General features: G+C 61.7%; 19 protein-coding genes. 7 read left to right on the top strand and 12 right to left on the bottom strand.

The window, feature by feature from the left end:
* Positions 1 to 14: 14 nt before the first annotated feature.
* Positions 15 to 365, bottom strand: a complete 351-nt coding sequence (locus ACJ8OK_RS04880; protein ID WP_015378006.1) for a hypothetical protein — start codon at positions 363 to 365, stop codon at positions 15 to 17.
* 206 nt (positions 366 to 571) lie between these two features.
* On the opposite strand from ACJ8OK_RS04880, the gene mpaA reads away from it, so the two are divergent.
* A complete protein-coding gene (gene mpaA / locus ACJ8OK_RS04875; protein WP_442530409.1) occupies positions 572 to 1,279 on the top strand; it encodes a murein tripeptide amidase MpaA in 708 nt (235 codons plus the stop codon).
* 3 nt (positions 1,280 to 1,282) lie between these two features.
* Here mpaA and ycjG read toward each other — a convergent pair whose 3' ends face one another.
* Positions 1,283 to 2,257: an L-Ala-D/L-Glu epimerase gene (gene ycjG, locus ACJ8OK_RS04870; protein WP_156865964.1), complete on the bottom strand. Its 975-nt coding sequence runs from the start codon at positions 2,255 to 2,257 to the stop codon at positions 1,283 to 1,285.
* 225 nt (positions 2,258 to 2,482) lie between these two features.
* On the opposite strand from ycjG, the gene tpx reads away from it, so the two are divergent.
* Entirely contained in the window at positions 2,483 to 2,986 is a 504-nt protein-coding gene (tpx, locus tag ACJ8OK_RS04865) for a thiol peroxidase (RefSeq protein WP_004930536.1), read from the top strand.
* 57 nt (positions 2,987 to 3,043) lie between these two features.
* Here tpx and tyrR read toward each other — a convergent pair whose 3' ends face one another.
* From tyrR to pspA, 7 genes are all read right to left on the bottom strand, one after another.
* Complete coding sequence (gene tyrR, locus ACJ8OK_RS04860; protein WP_004930541.1) at positions 3,044 to 4,615, bottom strand: transcriptional regulator TyrR; 1,572 nt, start codon at positions 4,613 to 4,615, stop codon at positions 3,044 to 3,046.
* 313 nt (positions 4,616 to 4,928) lie between these two features.
* On the bottom strand, positions 4,929 to 5,990 hold the full coding sequence (locus ACJ8OK_RS04855; RefSeq protein WP_033632930.1) for a YcjF family protein: 1,062 nt from the start codon (positions 5,988 to 5,990) through the stop codon (positions 4,929 to 4,931).
* On the bottom strand, positions 5,987 to 7,384 hold the full coding sequence (locus ACJ8OK_RS04850; protein WP_033632929.1) for a YcjX family protein: 1,398 nt from the start codon (positions 7,382 to 7,384) through the stop codon (positions 5,987 to 5,989). The genes ACJ8OK_RS04855 and ACJ8OK_RS04850 overlap by 4 nt, the downstream gene beginning before the upstream one ends.
* A complete protein-coding gene (gene pspD, locus ACJ8OK_RS04845) occupies positions 7,365 to 7,631 on the bottom strand; it encodes a phage shock protein PspD (RefSeq protein WP_031299672.1) in 267 nt (88 codons plus the stop codon). The genes ACJ8OK_RS04850 and pspD overlap by 20 nt, the downstream gene beginning before the upstream one ends.
* Positions 7,632 to 7,725: 94 nt before the next feature.
* Positions 7,726 to 8,085: an envelope stress response membrane protein PspC gene (gene pspC, locus ACJ8OK_RS04840; protein WP_015378011.1), complete on the bottom strand. Its 360-nt coding sequence runs from the start codon at positions 8,083 to 8,085 to the stop codon at positions 7,726 to 7,728.
* Positions 8,085 to 8,312, bottom strand: coding sequence for an envelope stress response membrane protein PspB (gene pspB, locus ACJ8OK_RS04835; RefSeq protein WP_004930553.1), 228 nt, complete (start codon positions 8,310 to 8,312; stop codon positions 8,085 to 8,087). Before pspB ends, pspC begins: the two co-directional genes overlap by 1 nt.
* A gap of 63 nt (positions 8,313 to 8,375) precedes the next feature.
* Positions 8,376 to 9,041, bottom strand: coding sequence for a phage shock protein PspA (pspA, locus tag ACJ8OK_RS04830; protein WP_004930555.1), 666 nt, complete (start codon positions 9,039 to 9,041; stop codon positions 8,376 to 8,378).
* A 184-nt stretch (positions 9,042 to 9,225) separates the two neighbouring features.
* Here pspA and pspF point away from each other — a divergent pair, with 184 nt between their 5' ends.
* Positions 9,226 to 10,233, top strand: a complete 1,008-nt coding sequence (gene pspF / locus ACJ8OK_RS04825) for a phage shock protein operon transcriptional activator (RefSeq protein WP_033632928.1) — start codon at positions 9,226 to 9,228, stop codon at positions 10,231 to 10,233.
* A 193-nt stretch (positions 10,234 to 10,426) separates the two neighbouring features.
* Here the strand turns inward: pspF and zigA are convergent, their stop codons facing one another.
* Genes zigA through folE2 form a run of 3 tightly spaced genes read right to left on the bottom strand, consistent with a single transcriptional unit; the run spans position 10,427 to position 13,101 of the window.
* Positions 10,427 to 11,614: a zinc metallochaperone GTPase ZigA gene (zigA, locus tag ACJ8OK_RS04820; protein ID WP_060559722.1), complete on the bottom strand. Its 1,188-nt coding sequence runs from the start codon at positions 11,612 to 11,614 to the stop codon at positions 10,427 to 10,429.
* Between the two features lie 10 nt (positions 11,615 to 11,624).
* Complete coding sequence (locus ACJ8OK_RS04815; protein ID WP_048323719.1) at positions 11,625 to 12,185, bottom strand: carbonate dehydratase; 561 nt, start codon at positions 12,183 to 12,185, stop codon at positions 11,625 to 11,627.
* The gene (gene folE2, locus ACJ8OK_RS04810; protein WP_033632926.1) at positions 12,175 to 13,101 is read right to left on the bottom strand and encodes a GTP cyclohydrolase FolE2; all 927 of its coding nucleotides are present in this window, start codon (positions 13,099 to 13,101) and stop codon (positions 12,175 to 12,177) included. Before folE2 ends, ACJ8OK_RS04815 begins: the two co-directional genes overlap by 11 nt.
* A gap of 204 nt (positions 13,102 to 13,305) precedes the next feature.
* On the opposite strand from folE2, the gene sapA reads away from it, so the two are divergent.
* From sapA to sapD, 4 genes are read left to right on the top strand one after another with little or no spacing between them, the layout of a single operon-like run.
* Positions 13,306 to 14,955, top strand: a complete 1,650-nt coding sequence (gene sapA / locus ACJ8OK_RS04805; RefSeq protein WP_033632925.1) for an ABC transporter substrate-binding protein SapA — start codon at positions 13,306 to 13,308, stop codon at positions 14,953 to 14,955.
* A complete protein-coding gene (gene sapB / locus ACJ8OK_RS04800; RefSeq protein WP_033632924.1) occupies positions 14,952 to 15,917 on the top strand; it encodes a putrescine export ABC transporter permease SapB in 966 nt (321 codons plus the stop codon). Before sapA ends, sapB begins: the two co-directional genes overlap by 4 nt.
* Entirely contained in the window at positions 15,904 to 16,794 is an 891-nt protein-coding gene (gene sapC / locus ACJ8OK_RS04795; RefSeq protein WP_033632923.1) for a putrescine export ABC transporter permease SapC, read from the top strand. The genes sapB and sapC overlap by 14 nt, the downstream gene beginning before the upstream one ends.
* On the top strand, positions 16,794 to 17,786 hold the full coding sequence (gene sapD / locus ACJ8OK_RS04790; protein WP_016927551.1) for a putrescine export ABC transporter ATP-binding protein SapD: 993 nt from the start codon (positions 16,794 to 16,796) through the stop codon (positions 17,784 to 17,786). Before sapC ends, sapD begins: the two co-directional genes overlap by 1 nt.

The following is a 17,786-nucleotide window of genomic DNA, read 5'->3' as shown; positions in this document are numbered from 1 at the left end:
TGCAGCGGCGACCGTCAGTCGTACAGGTGGATGCTGTTGATGCGGTAGCTGAACTCTTCACCCTCTTCTTCATCGAACACGGTGAAAAAGCCTTTCTCAGCCAGCGGACGAGCCGAGATATCGGTTTTTTGCAGCTGACGCGCATCCGCGTCGTCGTAGCCGTAGTCGAGATAGAAGGCATCTTTCTGGTAATCGATATGCAGGGTGAACGGATAGTTCGATTCGTCCCCGCGCCCGTCGTCGTTTTTCACCACGCCGAACCATTCCCCCTGGCGGATCTGGTTTTCAGCGTCTACGCCGCACAGCAGCGTGATGGTGTCATTTTCATTTTCGCTATAGCTGGCGATGATTCTGGCTACTGGCATGTTAAATCCTCTTGCGGGTGATTGGCTTAGCTCTGCCGTTAGTATAACAACAGCCTCAGGTCAGGTGCGGTTTAATTGGCGTTTTCGCCGCTACCGCATCACAGATCGCGCAAACGCCGCACAATTGCGATGGGAAAGATGTCTCAAAGCGTAATACACTGAATAAAATGACAATGACTCTCGGCCTTTAACTCAGGGACAACACCATGACCGAACATCGACCGCGCAGTGAACGTGGCCAGTTGGCCATCGCAGGAGAGAACTACGGCAGCTCGCTGCTGGGCGCGCCGCTGGTCTATTTCCCGGCGGCGGTCAGCGGCCCGCAGACCGGGCTGATCATCGCCGGCACCCACGGCGATGAGAGCGCCGCCATCGTAACCCTGTCCTGCGCGCTGCGCAGCATCGCCCCCGAACAGTTGCGCCACCACGTGGTGCTGGCGGTCAACCCCGACGGCTGCCAGCTGGGGCTGCGCGCCAATGCCAACGGCGTCGATCTGAACCGCAACTTCCCGGCCGCCAACTGGCGCTCCGGCGACACCGTCTATCGCTGGAACAGCGCGGCGCCGGTGCGCGACGTCAGGCTCTCCACCGGCGGGCGCCCCGGCTCCGAACCGGAAACCCAGGCGCTGTGTCATCTGATCCATCGCCTGAAGCCGCATTGGGTGGTGTCGTTCCATGAGCCGCTGGCCTGCATTGAAGATCCCGCCAGCTCGCGGCTCGGCGTTTGGCTGTCGCACAAGTTCGAGCTACCGCTGGTGACCAGCGTCGGTTATGAAACGCCCGGCTCGTTCGGCAGCTGGTGCGCGGATCTGTCGCTGCCGTGCATCACCGCCGAATTCCCGCCGATCTCCGCCGATGCCGCCAGCGAGCGTTACATCGACGCGATGACCGAGTTGTTGACCTACCCGGATTAATCCCTACGGGGCGATATCGACGATCGCCCCGCATTCGAACGCCAGGCCCGGTTCGGCGTCTCGCGCCAGCCAGGTCGGGCCGTCCAGATCGACGAAGCGCGCCGCCGGCGCCAGCGGCAAGGCAGCGGATATCGCCCGCGACGTACATAACATGCAGCCGAGCATGATGGCGAACCCTTGTTCGCGCGCGGCCTGCGCCAGCGCCAACGCCTCGGTCAAGCCGCCGGTTTTGTCCAGTTTGATGTTGACCATCTGATAGCGTTGCGCCAGCTGCGGCAGATCGGCACGAGTGTGGCAGCTCTCATCGGCGCAGATCGGCAGCGGATGAATAAAGTGCTCCAGCGCGGCGTCGTCACCGGCCGGCAGCGGCTGCTCCAGCATCGCTACGCCGAGATCGGCCAACAGCTGGCAGCGCGCCGCCAGCCCTTCCGCCTGCCAGGATTCATTGGCGTCGACGATCAGCGTCGCCTGCGGCACCGCGGCGCGGATCGCCACCAGCCGCTCGCTGATATAGTGATCGTCGAGTTTGATCTTCAGCAGCGTGGCGCCCTGCCGCTCCAGCTCACGCGCGGCGAAGGCCATCGCTTCCGGCGTGCCGATGCTGACGGTCTGCGCCATGCTGATCTGCGCCGGCGCCGTCACGCCGCTGCGCTGCCACAGGCTTTGCCCGTGCAGACGACACTCCAGATCCCACAGCGCCGAATCCAGCGCGTTGCGGGCCGCGCCCGCCGGCATCTGCGACAGCAGCTGCTCGCGGGTGATGCCCCGCGCGATCGCCGGCGCCATCTCAGCCAGCTGCGCCATCACCGATTCCTCGCTCTCGCCATAGCGCGGATACGGCGTGCATTCGCCGACGCCGCGCACGCCCTGCTGTTCGATTTCGACCACCACCACCCTGGCTTCGGTGCGGCTGCCGCGCGCGATCACGAAGGCGGTGTGCAGCGGCCAGGCTTCCGGGTAAAAACGCATGTCTCTCATAACGGCTCCTGAGCGAAAACTGCGCATCCAGGCAGGCTGATGCGCCGGTGATGTTTTATAGAACAGCCTAATATATACAACTATTTAGCAAACTTTGATATCCAATCCGCCCCGCTTGTCATAAACTGGCGCCAGGGTGTGAACCTGATGTTAACAGCCGTCGCCGGCGCGCCGTTCCATCAGGTTCATACCCTTTGTATAAACACCTGTAAAAGGAATCTAGCAATGACTCAGACAGTACATTTTCAAGGCAATCCGGTCAGCGTAGCGGGCAAACTGCCACAGCAGGGCGAACAGGCCAAGGCCTTCTCGCTGGTTGCCAAAGACCTGTCAGACGTAGCGCTGAGCAGCTTCGCGGGTAAACGCAAAGTCCTGAACATCTTCCCAAGCATCGATACCGGCGTCTGCGCGACGTCGGTGCGTAAATTCAACCAGTTGGCCAGCGGCCTGGATAACACCGTGGTGCTGTGCATTTCCGCCGATCTGCCGTTCGCGCAGTCGCGTTTCTGCGGCGCGGAAGGCCTGAGCAACGTGGTCACCCTGTCCACCCTGCGCGGCGCCGAGTTCAAACAGGCATACGGCGTTGAAATCGCCGAAGGTCCATTGGCGGGCCTGACCGCGCGTGCGGTCGTGGTGCTGGATGGCCAGGACAACGTGCTGTACAGCGAGCTGGTGAACGAAATCACCACCGAGCCGGATTACGACGCGGCGCTGGCAGCGCTGAAATAACAAAGCCGGCGTTCGCCGGCTTTGGAAACACGCTAAAGGCGCCGCAAGGCGCCTTTCTTATTCTTCGCCCTCGGCGCCGCCTTTACGGCTGCTCAGGCCATACTCGCGCAGCTTGTTGGCGATGGCGGTATGGGAAACGCCCAGCCGCTTCGCCAGCTTGCGGGTGCTGGGATAGGTGCGATACAGGCGCGTCAGCACCGAGCGCTCGAAACGCTTGCTGATGTCGTCCAGCGAGCCGTCCAGCACCTCGTCGCCCAGCGACATTTCCACCTCGAACTCCGGCAACACGATATCCTGCGGCCGCAGCTCGTAGCCTTCGGTTTGCGTCAGCGCGCGGTAGATGGCGTTTTTCAGCTGGCGCACGTTGCCCGGCCAGCCGTATTTGCTGAGGAAGCCGCCCAGATCGCTCGCCAGCTTGGGCCGCGCTACGCCCTGTTCATCGGCGAAGCGCGCCACGAACAGTTCGGTCAGCGGCATGATGTCCTGCGGACGTTCGCGCAGCGGCGGGATGGTGATGGTCAGCACGTTGAGGCGGTAATAGAGGTCTTCACGGAATTCGCCGCGCTGCACCAGCTCGGTGAGGTTTTTCTGGGTGGCGCAGATCACGCGCACATCGACGTGCACCTCATGCTCTTCGCCGACTCGGCGGAAGGTGCCGTCGTTGAGGAAACGCAGCAGTTTGGTCTGCATGCGCGGCGACATTTCGCCGATCTCGTCCAGCAGCACCGAACCGCCGTTGGCCTGCTCGAAGAAGCCTTTCTTGCCTTCCAGCGCGTTGGGATAAGCGCCCGGCGCATGGCCGAACAGCTCGCTCTCCACCACGTCATCCGGCAGCGCGGCGCAGTTCAGCGCCAGGAACGGCTGCTTGCCGCGCGGGCTGCGCAGGTGGCAGGCGCGGGCCAGAATATCCTTGCCGGTACCGGTATCGCCGACGATCAGCAGCGGCGCATCGAGCATCGCCAGCTTGCGCGCCTGCTCCAGCACGTGACGCATCTTGGCGCTCACCGCGACGATGTGGTCGAATTCGGTATCGTCGTTCACCGACAGATTTTGCAGTTGGCGGCCCATTCGCGCGGTGGACTTCAACATCACCACTGCGCCGACCGCAGCCGGCTGTTGCTGTTCGTCCTCCAGATAGATAGGCGTAATATCCATCAGGAAGTCCTGGCTGCGGATCACCACCCGTTCTGAGTGCGGCGCCGTATGCTCGCTCTCCAGCCAGCGGCTGAAGTTATAGCCGCCGATCAGCGCCCCGGCGGTCTGGTTGCGGATCTTGTCTTCGCTCAGGCTGAACAGCGCCTGCGCCGCCGGGTTGGCCAGCTCGACCTTGCCCTTCATGTCGATAGAGAACACCGGCTCCGGCATCGACTCCAGCAGCGCACGCAGCGCGCGATGCTCGCGTTCGGAAGGCATAAAGCTGACGGTGCGCACGTCGGTCACGCCGGCGATGCGACGGATCTCCGCCATCAACGCGCGGAAAGTATCGAAGTCCAGCTGGGAAAAATTGAGGTAAATGCGGCCGATGGGATCGATCTCGATGCCACGTAAGTCAATGCTGCGCGATACCAAAAGATCGAGTAATTCTCGAGTGAGACCGAGGCGGTCTTCGCAAAATACTTCCAAACGCATCAGTGTTGGCCTTATCTCTGCAAGTGCGGGGATCGTTGACGATGATGATACTCCCTCGCACCGGGCGGTAGAAGCGATCTGTCAGCAAAAGTTGACAGAACTCTGATTTATTGCCGTGGTTGCTGATTTTAAACGCAAGTGAATAACAGCATCGGCGTCATTTTAGCCTACAAACAGAGAGTTATCACAACCATAATTAATTTTGCAGAGATTTATCACGCAATCACAGGGGGATCGGCTGTCGTCAAGTCTCGATTACGTCCGGCGCCGGCGCCGCTCAGAAAACGGCGCTCCTGAGAGCGCCGTCGCGGGGTTATTTGGCCTTGCCGTCGCCCTTTTTCAGCGTATCTTTCAATTGGCCAATCAGTTGGCTGCGGAAATCGCCGAGCTTCGGTTTTTCCCCTTCCAGCCACGGCAGCGGGCGGCACAGTTCCATCGCCTTGATGCCCAGTCGCGCGGTCAACAGCCCGGCGCCAATGCCCTGCGCCGCGCGCGCCGACAGCCGCGCCGCCAGATCCTGCGACATCCAGTCCATGCCCACTTCGCGCACCAGCTCGGAAGCGCCGGCGAAAGCGATATTGAGCAGCACCAACCGGAACAGACGAATGCGGCTGAAGTAACCCAGTTCGATGCCGTACAGCGCGGCGATGCGGTTGATCAAACGGATGTTGCGCCAGGCGATAAACGCCATATCCACCAACGCCAACGGGCTGACGGCGATCATCAGCGTCGACTCGGCGGCGGAGCGGCTGATTTCGCGCCGCGCCTGGTTGTCGAGCACCGGCTGCACCAGTTTGGCGTACAGCTCCACCACTTCACGATCGTTTTGCGTTTCATGCAGCGAGGCCTGCCAGCGCTGCAGCGCCGGATGCCCCTGATCCAGCCCGGCCTGGCGCGCCAGCTTCTCGCAGAATTCGCGCCCTTGCCCCAGCCCGTGGCTGTGCAACAGCTCGCGCGCCACGTCGCGCTCCTCCGCGCGCTGACGCAGCCGATACAAACGCCGCCACTCGGTGACCACCGAACCGACGCCGGCAAACACGATCAGGCCGCCGGCCACGCCGCCGCCCATGGCGATCCAGTCCTGCTGCGCCCAGGCGTTATGCACCCACTGCACGCCCTGCGCCACCACGCTGACGCCGAACAGCGCCAGCCCGGCGGTCACCATTTTGCGCCACAGGCTGCGTTTCGGCTTCAGCGCGGCGTTAATGATGCCTTCGGCGCGCCCTTCTTCCTCCTCCTGCTGCAGCTCCGGCGCCGCCGGAAAGAAGCTCTCCGCCTGCTCGGCGTCGAAAGCGACGCCGGCGCGCAACGCCGGTTCCTGCGGCGGCTGCAGCGGCTCGTCAAAATCGATACGCGGTTTAATCGGCTCGCTCATCGCAATTTGTCTCCCAATAAAAACTCCATTACCGCATCCAGGCGGATGTGCGGCAACGGTGTATCCACGCTCATGGCGCGCGGACGAAATTCATCGAAGTGGAACCCCTGGCTCTGCCAGAACGCCGGCCCCGGCAGGCGGGCGGGCACTTCGCCAGGGAACACCGTCAGCGGCGCGCCGTCGCTAAGGCGGTTGCCCTTCAGCGCCGGGATACGCTGCCCCTGATGATCGACGATGCCGCTCTCGGTCGCCTGCACCGAGGCCAGGCCGACGCAATCCATGCTGATGCCTTCGAACGCCGCGTTCTGCCACGCCTCTTGCACCAGCTGTTGCAGCAAGGACACCAGATTGGCGTGCTGATCGGCGGTGATATGGTCCGCTTTGGTGGCGGCGAACATCAGTTTGTCGATGGTCGGCGAGAACAAGCGGCGAAACAGCGTGCGCTTGCCGTAATGGAAGCTCTGCATCAGCTGGGTCAGCGCCAGACGCATGTCGTTGAATGCCTGTGGGCCGCTGTTGAGCGGCTGCAGGCAGTCGACCAGCACGATTTGCCGATCAAAACGGACGAAATGCTCTTTGTAGAAGTTCTTGACGATCGACTGGCAGTAGTAATTGAAGCGAGCGCGCAACATGCCGATGTTGGTATGCTTGTCGGCCTGCGCCAGCTTCGACTCGCCGATCGCGGCCACGTCAGGCCACGGGAAAAACTGCAGCGCCGGCGCGCCGGCCATGTCGCCCGGCAGCACGAAACGGCCCGGCTGAATGAAGTGCAGCCCTTCGCTCTTGCAACGCAGCAGATAATCGGTGTAGGCCTGGGCGATCGCCGCCAGGCGGTTTTCGTCGGCCGGCGCCAGCGGATCGCAGGCTTTGCACAGCTCAAGCCAGGGCTTGGCCCATTCGGCGCGTTCGCCCTGCAGCAGCCCGGTCATCTGGCGCGACCAGGCCAGGTAATCCTGTTCGAGCATCGGCAGATCCAACAACCATTCACCAGGATAATCGACGATCTCCAGGTACAGCGTTGAGGTGTCTTTGAAGTGGCGCAGCAGCGAGTCGTTGGAGCGGTAGCGCAACGCCAGACGAATTTCGCTGACGCCGCGCGTCGGCGTCGGCCAGGCCGGCGGCGTGCCGTACAGCTGCGCCAGCCCTTCGTCATAGGTGAAACGCTGGATGCCGAGATCGCGCTGCGGGATGCGTTTAACGCCCAACAGGCGTTCTTCGCGCACCGGTGAAAACAGCGGCATGCGCGCGCCGCTGTGCACATGCAGCAGTTGGTTAACGAAAGCGGTGATAAAGGCGGTTTTGCCGCTGCGGCTCAGGCCGGTCACCGCCAGGCGCAGATGGCGATCCATTCCGCGGTTGACCAGCGAGGTTAACTCATTTTGCAGTCGTTTCATTGCTCTCCTTGACGTAACGCCCGAAAGCCTTGTTCAGGCCTTTACGGAACAGCGGTTCCAGCACCAGCGCCAGCACGAAGCGCACCGGTTTGCGGCCAACGGTCTTCAACAGCCAGCCGGCAGCGCCCGCCGGGCCATAGTTCAATAACGCTATGATGATGACTTTAGCCAATGTCTTCAACATTGCCGCCGCTCCTCGTTTAAATCCACCCGTTCTGGCGGTGTTTGCGACATCGATTTTATTCATGACAATGCCCTCCGGCACAAGACGATTAAGGTTATTCACGGGATAACGGCGGCGAAGATGCCCGGCCTGCGCAGGCCGGGTCTCGCAAGAAGGGTTACAGCTTGCGGAAACGGCTCTGTACGCCGAAGGTGTCGGACGTCACGTAACGCTCGACCTGACGCAGCTGCTGCTCGCCGCTGCCCAGCTCATATTCCAGTTGATCGAGCAGCTGGCGCGGCGTCTTCTGATGCTCGCCTTCGAAGCGGCTGGCCGGCGCCTCGTCCAACACGAACACCAGCGCGATATAAGCCACCAGCGTGAAGAAGAACAGCCCAAAGAACAGCGACAGCACCACCATCACGCGGATCAGGCGCACCGGCACGTCGAAATAGTGGGCCAAACCGGCGCAGACGCCTTTCACCATGCCTTCTTCGGGTACGCGATAAAGCTTTTTACTGCCCAGCGTATTACTCATCAGGACTGTCTCCAGTTCGGGTGTTCCGCATCAAGGATCTCTTCCAGCGCCTGAATGCGTTCACGCATGCGTTTGGCGTCTTCCGCCAGCTGCGCCAGGCGCTGCATTTCTTGCTGACTCAGCTGGATGCCGGTCTGTTGCCGATTGCTGTAATGCAGCCAAAGCCAAATCGGCGCGACAAACAGCACGAAAATTGTCAGCGGAATGGCAAGTAATAAAGCACTCATTGTTATTCCTTCTTATCGGATCCTGGATAGGCGGCCACCTCCGGCGTGTGGCCGCGGTTCGCCTTACTCTGAGCGGTTCATCTTGGCTTTCAGCGCCGCCAGCTGCTCACTGATGGCGTCGTCGGCTTTCAGCTCGGCAAACTCCTGGTCCAGCGACTTCTTTTTACCGATGCTGATGCTTTCCGCTTCGGCTTCCATGTGGTCGATGCGGCGTTCGAACTGTTCGAAACGCGCCATCGCCTCGTCCAGCTTACCGCTGTCGAGCTGGCGACGTACTTCACGGGAAGAAGACGCGGCCTGATGGCGCAGCGCCAGCGCCTGCTGCCGCGCGCGGGTTTCGGTCAGCTTGTTTTCCAGCTCGCCGATTTCGCTCTTCATGCGCGCCAGCGTTTCTTCTACGGTCGCCACTTCCTGCGTCAGCGTGGCGATCAGGTCGGCAACCTTTTGTTTTTCGATCAGCGCCGCGCGGGCCAAGTCTTCTTTATCTTTGCGCAGCGCCAGCTCGGCTTTTTCCTGCCAGTCGCTTACCTGGCTTTCACCCTGCTCGATGCGACGCAGCAACTGCTTTTTCTCCGCCAGCGCGCGCGCCGACGTAGAGCGGACTTCAACCAGCGTGTCTTCCATCTCTTGGATCATCAACCGCACCAGCTTCTGCGGATCTTCCGCCTTGTCCAGCAGGGTGTTGATGTTGGCGTTCACGATGTCGGCAAAACGAGAAAAAATACCCATAACTCACTTCCTCTTGGTTCTGATGGCGTCTGAAGCGCCGCGTTAAGTCGTACAGCTTGCCCAAAGAGATAATCAAAACCCGTGCCAACTTTTATATTATTGAAAAACAACAACTCTTTATTTTTGACTCTCTGCGCGCTTGCTGTAGAGTGATTATTTTCACCAAACATTGGCGAATTTCATCATGAACGAACAGCCAGAAAATTTGTTGGGCGAAGCAAACGCCTTCGTCGACGTATTGGAGCAAGTCTCCCAGGTGGCAAAGCTGAACAAACCGGTGCTGGTGATCGGCGAGCGCGGCACCGGCAAGGAACTGATCGCCCACCGCCTGCACTACCTCTCCAACCGTTGGCAAGGGCCGTTCATCTCGCTCAACTGTGCGGCGCTGAATGAAAACCTGCTGGACTCCGAGCTGTTCGGCCACGAGGCTGGCGCCTTTACCGGCGCGCAGAAACGCCATCTGGGCCGCTTCGAGCGCGCCGACGGCGGCACGCTGTTCCTCGATGAGCTGGCGACTGCGCCGATGCTGGTGCAGGAGAAATTGCTGCGGGTGATCGAATACGGCCAGCTGGAACGCGTGGGCGGCAGCCAGCCGCTGCGGGTGGATGTGCGCCTGGTGTGCGCCACCAACGACGATCTGCCGGCGCTGGCGGCGGCGGGCAAGTTTCGCGCCGATCTGCTGGACCGGCTGGCGTTCGACGTGGTACAGCTGCCGCCGCTGCGCCAACGCCGGCCCGATATCATGTTGCTGGCCGAGCACTTCGCCATTCAAATGTGCCGCGAGCTAGGGCTGCCGCTGTTTCCCGGCTTTACCGAACGCGCCAGGCAGACGCTGCTCGAATATGGCTGGCCGGGCAACGTGCGCGAACTGAAAAACGTGGTGGAACGTTCGGTCTATCGTCACGGCGACAGCGACAGCCCGCTTGACAACATCGTCATCAACCCGTTTGCGCCGCGCGAGGCCACGCCGCTTGCACCCGCACCTGAAGGCGCCGGCGCGTTGCCGGCGCTGCCGTTGGAGCTAAAACACTGGCAGCTCGAGCAGGAGAAGGCGCTTCTCGAAGCGGCGCTGCAGCAAGGCCGGTTCAATCAGCGCAAGGCGGCGCAGCTGCTGGGGCTCACCTACCATCAGCTACGCGGCATGCTGAAAAAACATGCGCTGCTGCAAAACGGCGAAACGGACGAGGAATAGCGGGCAAAAAAAAAGCCAGCACCCGAGCTGGCTTAAAAAACACTGGAAGCAATGTGAGCAATGTCGTGCCTTCCACATCAGAGCCGCAAACTGTGGCCTTCCGTGAACTGCCAGGCGATGATAATAGTTATCAATATCGTCTGTAAAGCACTTTGTTGAGAATTTTTCTCATTACCACACGAAGATTGCGCAATTACCACTCAGGGAACGGGTCTGCCATGGCCAGCCAATAGTCCACGCCGGCGGCCATTTCGTCGTCGTTCAGCAGGCAGTCGTCCAGCAGACGCACGATCGCCGCCTGTTGCAAGTGCTGGCCGATAAACACCAACTCCTGGCGCATGTCGCCGAACGGCTCCACCCATTTCTCCTGAATATGCGCCCGCGTTTGCGGATCCTGCGGCCAATTATCTTGCGGGATCGCGCGCCAAAAGGTGCCCGCCAGGCCGTAATGGGCGATGCCGCCGGCCTGGCTCCACTGCCCGGCCTGCCGCGGCCGCGTCGCCAGCCAGAAGAAGCCTTTCGAGCGCAGCAGCTTGCCGCCGCCCCAATCGCCGTTGATCACGCGGTAGAACTTGTCCGGCGCAAACGGCCGCCGCGCCTGATAGACAAAGCTGCTGATGCCGTAGCTTTCCGTTTCCGGCACGTGTTCGCCGCGCAGCTCTTTCAGCCAGCCGGGCGCCTGCTGCGCCTTTTCAAAGCTGAAGCTGCCGGTATTCAGCACCGCCTCCAGCGGCAGTTTGCCCGGCGCGATCGGCACAATGCGGGCGTCGGGATTCAGGCTGGCCAGCAGCGCCATCACTTCGCCCTGCTGCGTTGGCGTCAACAGATCGGTCTTGCTGACCAGGATCACGTCGCAAAATTCAATTTGCTCAATCAACAGGTCCGCCACGCTGCGCAGATCGTCCTCACCCAGGCTTTGGCCGGCCTCCTGCAGGCTTTGCGCCTGCTGGTATTGCTGAATGAAATTCACCCCGTCGACCACCGTCACCAGCGTATCCAGCCGGGCGAATTGGGACAGGCTTTCGCCCGTTTCATCCTCAAAGGTAAAGGTTTCCGCCACCGGCAGCGGCTCCGAGATGCCGCTCGATTCGATCAACAGGTAATCGAAACACCCCTCCTGCGCCAGTTCGCGCACCGACACCAGCAGGTCTTCGCGCAGCGTGCAGCAGATGCAGCCGTTGCTCATCTCCACCAGCTTCTCTTCCTGGCGATCGAGATGCACTTCATTCTCCACCAGCGCGGCGTCAATGTTCACTTCGCTCATGTCGTTGACAATCACCGCCACGCGCATGCCCTGCCGGTTGTTCAGGATATGGTTCAGCACCGTGGTCTTGCCGGCGCCGAGAAAGCCGGAAAGCACGGTCACGGGAAGTTGTTTCATGGAAACCTCATTAAAATTCATTGCGTAATGCCTGATAACCGCGCACCAGTTCGACGTTGGTGGCGGCCACTTCTTCCGAAAACTGCAGCGCGCCGCGATCGACCTGGCGATAGCGCGACAGATCGCTGTCCGGCCCCACGCGTTCGGTCGAGGGGATATAGCGGTTTTCCGGCAGCGTTACGCCGTCCACGACCGCGTTGTAGCGCACCACGCAGCCGGACTGAACGTGGCAGTTGAACAGTACGCTGTTGAAACCGATAAACACCCGATCGCCGATGCGGCACGGGCCGTGCACGATGGCGCGGTGGGCGATCGAGCTGTAACGGCCAATAGTCACCGCCGCCCCGCTTTTGGAGTGGATCACCACGCCGTCCTGAATATTGGAGTGCGAGCCGATGACGATCGGCTCCATGTCGCCGGCGGCGTTCAACTCGTCGGCGCGGATCACCGCATACGGGCCGACGTAAACGAAATCTTCGACGATCACCCGGCCGCATAGAATGGCGGTGGGATCGATGTAGGCCAGCGGCGAGACCTGCGGCAGATGGCCACTGGGATTTTTACGCAGCATGGTGTTCTCCCCGCCAGCTCAGCTCCGCCACCGCATTGTGGGCATGCAGGCTCTCCTGATGTTCAACGCGCAGCGAGAAAGCGCGGTAGTCGCACTGGCTGCGCAGCATGCGATACAGACGGCGCGCCGCGTCCTCGCAAAACATCAGGTTCTGACCGTTGGCCAGCGCGAAGGCCTGCTCGTCGCGGCGTTTCACCAGCGTTTGTACCGGCGTGCCCAGCGCGTGTTCGATACGGTCAATCAGCTTCACCGGTTCGAACGCCCGTTCATTCTCGGGCGTCACGGTGATCCAGGCCCAGCTGCGCTGGCTGTGGGGGGTGGCCGGCATCCCTTGCTCCAACAGCCACTCGCTCACCTGCCGCTGGTTGACCCGCTCCGCCTCCTGTTCAAAATCAAACTGGAACTGTTGCTGCGCCAGCTGGCGGCTGAGCGCCGCCGAACTCGGGCAGGTGGAGGAGTAAGGCACGCCGACGGTCAGCGCCAGCGTCAGCGTGTCTGCCAGAGTGGCCTCGATGCGCAGCGGATAGGCTTTCCAGCCGCGCTGCGGCGACAGCAGCGCCGGGCGTGACAGCAACAGCTCGCCGCTGAGCGTCAGGCTGGCGCGATCGCTGTGTTCCGGCTGCGAAGCCAAAAAGGCCTGCAACGTTCGGCCGATGCGCTGTGGCGTCAGCTCTCCCTGCGTCAACTCGTCCAGCGCCAGATACAGCCGCGACATGTGAATGCCGCGTTCCCCCGCCGCTTCGGCGCGCAGGTTGATACCGGCGTCGACCTTCGCCATCAATGGCTTGCCGGCCAGCTCCAGCGGCAGCGCGATCCCTTGCATCCCGACCCAATCGAGCCCGACATCACTCATTTCGCCGCGCCATGCCTGAGCGTCCGGCAGCGAACGGCGTGGTGGAAGTGCAACTTCGTTCATACATCCCCTTGCGTTATTGTGACTTTGCCGGGGAACGGTAACATGATTTTGTTATATTATAACATAACATGGAAAACTTTTTTCTTGCCGCTGAACGGGCTGATTAATCAAGTCGCAGAAAACTCAGCGATTTTGCTCAATGGATTGGGCTGCTGGTCAGAGTGCGATACACTAACGCTATTGCTGATTAACCCATGAGCCTCTATGCGTGGTTTACCCTTTTGGATACTGTCGTTGTGCCTGACGGGCTCTGCCCTGGCCGCGACAACACCGCCCGCGCCCGCCGCGGCGCCGCTGCCGGACATTCGCCAAAGCGGCTTTGTTTATTGCGTCAGCGGCATACTGAATACCTTCAACCCGCAAATGGCCAGCAGCGGCCTGACGGTGGATACCTTGGCCGCCCAGCTGTACGATCGCCTGCTGGACGTCGATCCCTACACTTATCGCCTGATCCCCGAGCTGGCGCAAAGCTGGGAAGTGCTGGATAACGGCGCCACCTACCGCTTCCATTTGCGCAAGGACGTGCCGTTCCAGACCACCGCCTGGTTCACGCCCACCCGCAAGATGAACGCCGACGACGTGGTGTTCAGCTTTGCCCGCGTATTCGATCAGAAACACCCGTATCACGACGTGAACGGCGGCGAATATCCCTATTTCGACAGCCTGCAGTTCGGTGATTCGGTGCAGAGCGTGAGAAAGCTCGACGACTACACGGTGGAGATTCGCCTGCAGTCGCCGGACGCCTCGTTCCTGTGGCACCTGGCAACCCACTACGCGCCTGTGTTGTCCGCCGAATACGCCGACACGCTGACGCGCGAAGGCCATCAGGAGCTGATCGATCGCGAGCCGGTCGGCAGCGGCCCGTTCCTGCTCAACGAATACCGCTCGGGGCAATATATTCGCCTGGCGCGCAACGCCGCCTACTGGAAAGGCCTGCCGCGCATGCCGCAGGTGGTGATCGATCTGGGCGCCGGCGGCACCGGCCGCCTCTCCAAGCTGCTGACCGGCGAGTGCGACGTACTGGCCTATCCGGCGGCCAGCCAGCTGTCGATTCTGCGCGACGATCCGCGCCTGCGCCTGACGCTGCGCCCGGGGATGAACATCGCCTATCTGGCGTTCAACACCCGTAAACCGCCGCTCGACAACCTCAATGTGCGCCAGGCGATCTCGCTGGCGATCAACAACCAACGGTTGATGCAGTCGATCTATTACGGCACGGCGGAAACCGCCGCCTCGATCTTGCCGCGCGCCTCCTGGGCCTACGACAACGATGCGCACGTCACCGAGTATGATCCGGCCAAATCGCGCGAGATGCTGCGGCAGGCCGGCGTCAGCCAGCTGAACCTGAAGCTGTGGGTGCCGACCGCCTCGCAGTCTTACAACCCGAGCCCGCTGAAAACCGCCGAACTGATCCAGGCCGATCTCGGCCAGGTGGGCATCAACGTCACCATCGTGCCGGTAGAGGGCCGTTTCCAGGAAGCGCGCCTGATGGAGATGAACCACGATCTGACCCTGACCGGCTGGGCCACCGACAGCAACGATCCGGACAGCTTCTTCCGGCCGCTGCTGAGCTGCGCGGCAATCCGTTCGCAAACCAACTATGCTCACTGGTGTGATCCGGGCTTTGACGAAGTGCTGCAGAACGCGCTGCTGTCGCAGCAGCTGTCTCAGCGCATCGACAACTACCGCAAGGCGCAGAAAATCCTCGAGCAGCAATTGCCGGTGCTGCCGCTGGCGTCTTCTCTGCGCCTGCAGGCCTATCGTTACGACATCAAGGGATTGGTGCTGAGCCCGTTCGGCAACGCCTCGTTCGCCGGGGTGTACCGTGAATCCGCGCCGGAGGTGAAAAAGTGATTATCTTTACCCTGCGCCGCATTCTGCTGCTGCTGATCACGCTGTTCTTCCTGACGCTGGTCAGCTTCAGCCTGAGCTATTTCACTCCGCGCGCGCCGCTGAACGGCGCCGCCCTGCTGGACGCCTATCAGTTCTACTTCGTCAGCCTGCTGCACTGGGACTTCGGCGTCTCCAGCATCAACGGCCAGGCGATCAGCGAACAGCTGCGCGAAGTGTTCCCGGCCACCATGGAACTGTGCCTGCTGGCCTTCGCTCTGGCGCTGTTCATCGGCATTCCGCTGGGCATCATCGCCGGCGTGCTGCGCGGCAAGTGGCAGGACACCGCCATCAGCACCTTCGCGCTGCTGGGCTTCTCGATGCCAGTGTTTTGGCTGGCGCTGCTGCTGATGCTGTTCTTCTCGCTGCATCTGGGCTGGCTGCCGGTTTCCGGCCGTTTCGATCTGCTGTATCAGGTGAAGCCCATCACCGGTTTCGCGCTGATCGACGCCTGGCTGTCGGATTCGCCGTATCGCGCCGAGATGATCGGCAGCGCGCTGCGCCACATGATCCTGCCGATCGCCGCGCTGGCGGTGGCGCCCACCACCGAAGTGGTGCGGCTGATGCGCATCAGCACCGACGACGTGCTGAACCAAAACTACATCAAGGCCGCCGCCACCCGCGGCCTGTCGCGCTTCACCATCATCCGCCGCCACGTGTTGCACAATGCGCTGCCGCCGATCGTGCCCAAGCTGGGGCTGCAGTTCTCCACCATGCTCACGCTGGCGATGATCACCGAAGTGGTATTCAGCTGGCCGGGCCTCGGCCGGTGGCTGATCAACGCCATTCGCCAGCAGGACTATGCGGCGATCTCCGCCGGCGTGATGGTGGTCGGCACGCTGGTGATCACCATTAACGTTCTGGCCGACATTCTGGGTGCGGCAACCAACCCGCTGAAACATAAGGAATGGTATGCCCTTCGATAACGTATACCGCGAGAAAAAGATGCCGAGCCCGCTGCGCTACACCTGGCGGATTTTCTACGGCGACGCGCTGGCGATGATCGGTTTTTACGGCGTGATCGCCCTACTGCTGCTGTCGCTGTTCGGCAGCCTGCTGGCGCCCTACGCGCTGGATCAGCAGTTCCTCGGCTATCAACTGCTGCCGCCGTCCTGGTCGCGCTACGGCAACGTGTCGTTCTTCCTCGGCACCGACGATCTCGGGCGCGACATCCTCAGCCGCCTGTTGACCGGCACCGCCGCTACCTTCGGTTCCGCGCTGGTGGTGACGCTGGCCGCGGCGTTCTGCGGGGTGATCCTCGGCGTGTTCGCCGGCGTCACCCACGGGCTGCGCTCGGCGGTGCTTAACCACATTCTCGACACTCTGCTGTCGATTCCGTCGCTGCTGCTGGCAATCGTGGTGGTGGCGTTTATCGGCCCCAAACTAGAACACGCCATGCTGGCGGTGTGGCTGGCTCTGCTGCCGCGCATGGTGCGCACCATCTACAGCGCGGTGCACGATGAGCTGGAGAAAGAGTACGTGGTGGCGGCGCGGCTTGACGGCGCTTCCACGCTGCAGATCCTGTGGTATGCGGTCATGCCGAACATCGCGGCAGTGCTGGTGACCGAATTCACCCGCGCGCTGTCGATGGCTATTTTGGATATCGCCGCACTCGGCTTCCTCGATCTCGGCGCGCAGTTGCCTTCGCCGGAATGGGGAGCGATGCTCGGCGATTCGCTTGAGCTGGTGTACGTCGCGCCCTGGACGGTGATGCTGCCCGGCGCGGCCATCCTCGTCAGCGTGCTGCTGGTTAACCTGTTAGGCGACGGTATGCGCCGCGCAATCAATGCCGGGGTGGAATAATGCCGTTACTCGATATCCGCAATCTGACGATTGAATTTATGACCGCCGAAGGGCCGGTCAAGGCGGTCGATCGCGTCAGCATGACGCTGACCGAGGGCGAGGTGCGCGGCCTGGTGGGCGAATCGGGCTCCGGCAAGAGCCTGATCGCCAAAGCCATCTGCGGCGTGACCAAAGACAACTGGCGCGTCACCGCCGATCGTTTCCGCTTCGACGACATCGATCTGCTGCAGCTGAGCCCGCGCGAGCGGCGCAAGCTGGTGGGCCACAACGTCTCAATGATCTTCCAGGAGCCGCAGTCCTGTCTCGACCCTTCCGAGAGCATCGGCCGCCAGCTGGCGCAGGCCATCCCGGGCTGGACCTACAAGGGCCACTGGTGGCAGCGCTTCAACTGGCGCAAACGCCGCGCCATCGAGTTGCTGCACCGCGTCGGCATCAAGGATCATGACGACATCATGGGCAGCTTCCCGTACGAGCTGACGGAAGGCGAGTGCCAAAAAGTGATGATCGCCATCGCGCTGGCCAACCAACCGCGCCTGCTGATCGCCGATGAGCCGACCAACGCCATGGAACCGACCACGCAGGCGCAGATTTTCCGCCTGTTGGCGCGTCTCAACCAGAACAACAACACCACCATTCTGCTGATCAGTCACGACCTGCAGATGATGAGCAAGTGGGCCGACCGGGTGAACGTCTTGTACTGCGGGCAAACGGTGGAAAGCGCCCAGTGCGAAGAACTGCTGGCGGCGCCGCACCACCCTTACACCCAGGCGCTGATCCGCGCCATGCCGGACTTCGGCCGTTCGCTGCCGCACAAGAGCCGTTTAAACACGCTGCCGGGCGCCATTCCTTCGCTGGAGCACCTGCCGATCGGCTGCCGCCTGGGGCCGCGCTGCCCTTACGCACAGAAGAAGTGCATCGAAACGCCGCGCCTGCGCCCGGTCAAAAACCACTTCTTCGCCTGCCACTTCCCGCTGAACATGGAGGAGCAATAA

The organism is Serratia sp. CY71090, from assembly GCF_052166845.1.
GTDB classification, from domain to species: Bacteria; Pseudomonadota; Gammaproteobacteria; order Enterobacterales; family Enterobacteriaceae; genus Serratia; species Serratia nematodiphila.
The sequence above is the reverse complement of the archived record's forward strand: the minus strand, read 5'-3'. Positions and strand labels throughout refer to the sequence as shown.

Excerpts from the sequence above, each read along its gene's own strand:
- ACJ8OK_RS04880 (WP_015378006.1), bottom strand. The coding sequence starts at position 365 with ATGCCAGTAGCCAGAATCATCGCCAGCTATAGCGAAAATGAAAATGAC.
- mpaA (WP_442530409.1), top strand. The coding sequence starts at position 572 with ATGACCGAACATCGACCGCGCAGTGAACGTGGCCAGTTGGCCATCGCA.
- ycjG (WP_156865964.1), bottom strand. The coding sequence starts at position 2,257 with ATGAGAGACATGCGTTTTTACCCGGAAGCCTGGCCGCTGCACACCGCC.
- tpx (WP_004930536.1), top strand. The coding sequence starts at position 2,483 with ATGACTCAGACAGTACATTTTCAAGGCAATCCGGTCAGCGTAGCGGGC.
- tyrR (WP_004930541.1), bottom strand. The coding sequence starts at position 4,615 with ATGCGTTTGGAAGTATTTTGCGAAGACCGCCTCGGTCTCACTCGAGAA.
- ACJ8OK_RS04855 (WP_033632930.1), bottom strand. The coding sequence starts at position 5,990 with ATGAGCGAGCCGATTAAACCGCGTATCGATTTTGACGAGCCGCTGCAG.
- ACJ8OK_RS04850 (WP_033632929.1), bottom strand. The coding sequence starts at position 7,384 with ATGAAACGACTGCAAAATGAGTTAACCTCGCTGGTCAACCGCGGAATG.
- pspD (WP_031299672.1), bottom strand. The coding sequence starts at position 7,631 with ATGAATAAAATCGATGTCGCAAACACCGCCAGAACGGGTGGATTTAAA.
- pspC (WP_015378011.1), bottom strand. The coding sequence starts at position 8,085 with ATGAGTAATACGCTGGGCAGTAAAAAGCTTTATCGCGTACCCGAAGAA.
- pspB (WP_004930553.1), bottom strand. The coding sequence starts at position 8,312 with ATGAGTGCTTTATTACTTGCCATTCCGCTGACAATTTTCGTGCTGTTT.
- pspA (WP_004930555.1), bottom strand. The coding sequence starts at position 9,041 with ATGGGTATTTTTTCTCGTTTTGCCGACATCGTGAACGCCAACATCAAC.
- pspF (WP_033632928.1), top strand. The coding sequence starts at position 9,226 with ATGAACGAACAGCCAGAAAATTTGTTGGGCGAAGCAAACGCCTTCGTC.
- zigA (WP_060559722.1), bottom strand. The coding sequence starts at position 11,614 with ATGAAACAACTTCCCGTGACCGTGCTTTCCGGCTTTCTCGGCGCCGGC.
- ACJ8OK_RS04815 (WP_048323719.1), bottom strand. The coding sequence starts at position 12,185 with ATGCTGCGTAAAAATCCCAGTGGCCATCTGCCGCAGGTCTCGCCGCTG.
- folE2 (WP_033632926.1), bottom strand. The coding sequence starts at position 13,101 with ATGAACGAAGTTGCACTTCCACCACGCCGTTCGCTGCCGGACGCTCAG.
- sapA (WP_033632925.1), top strand. The coding sequence starts at position 13,306 with ATGCGTGGTTTACCCTTTTGGATACTGTCGTTGTGCCTGACGGGCTCT.
- sapC (WP_033632923.1), top strand. The coding sequence starts at position 15,904 with ATGCCCTTCGATAACGTATACCGCGAGAAAAAGATGCCGAGCCCGCTG.
- sapD (WP_016927551.1), top strand. The coding sequence starts at position 16,794 with ATGCCGTTACTCGATATCCGCAATCTGACGATTGAATTTATGACCGCC.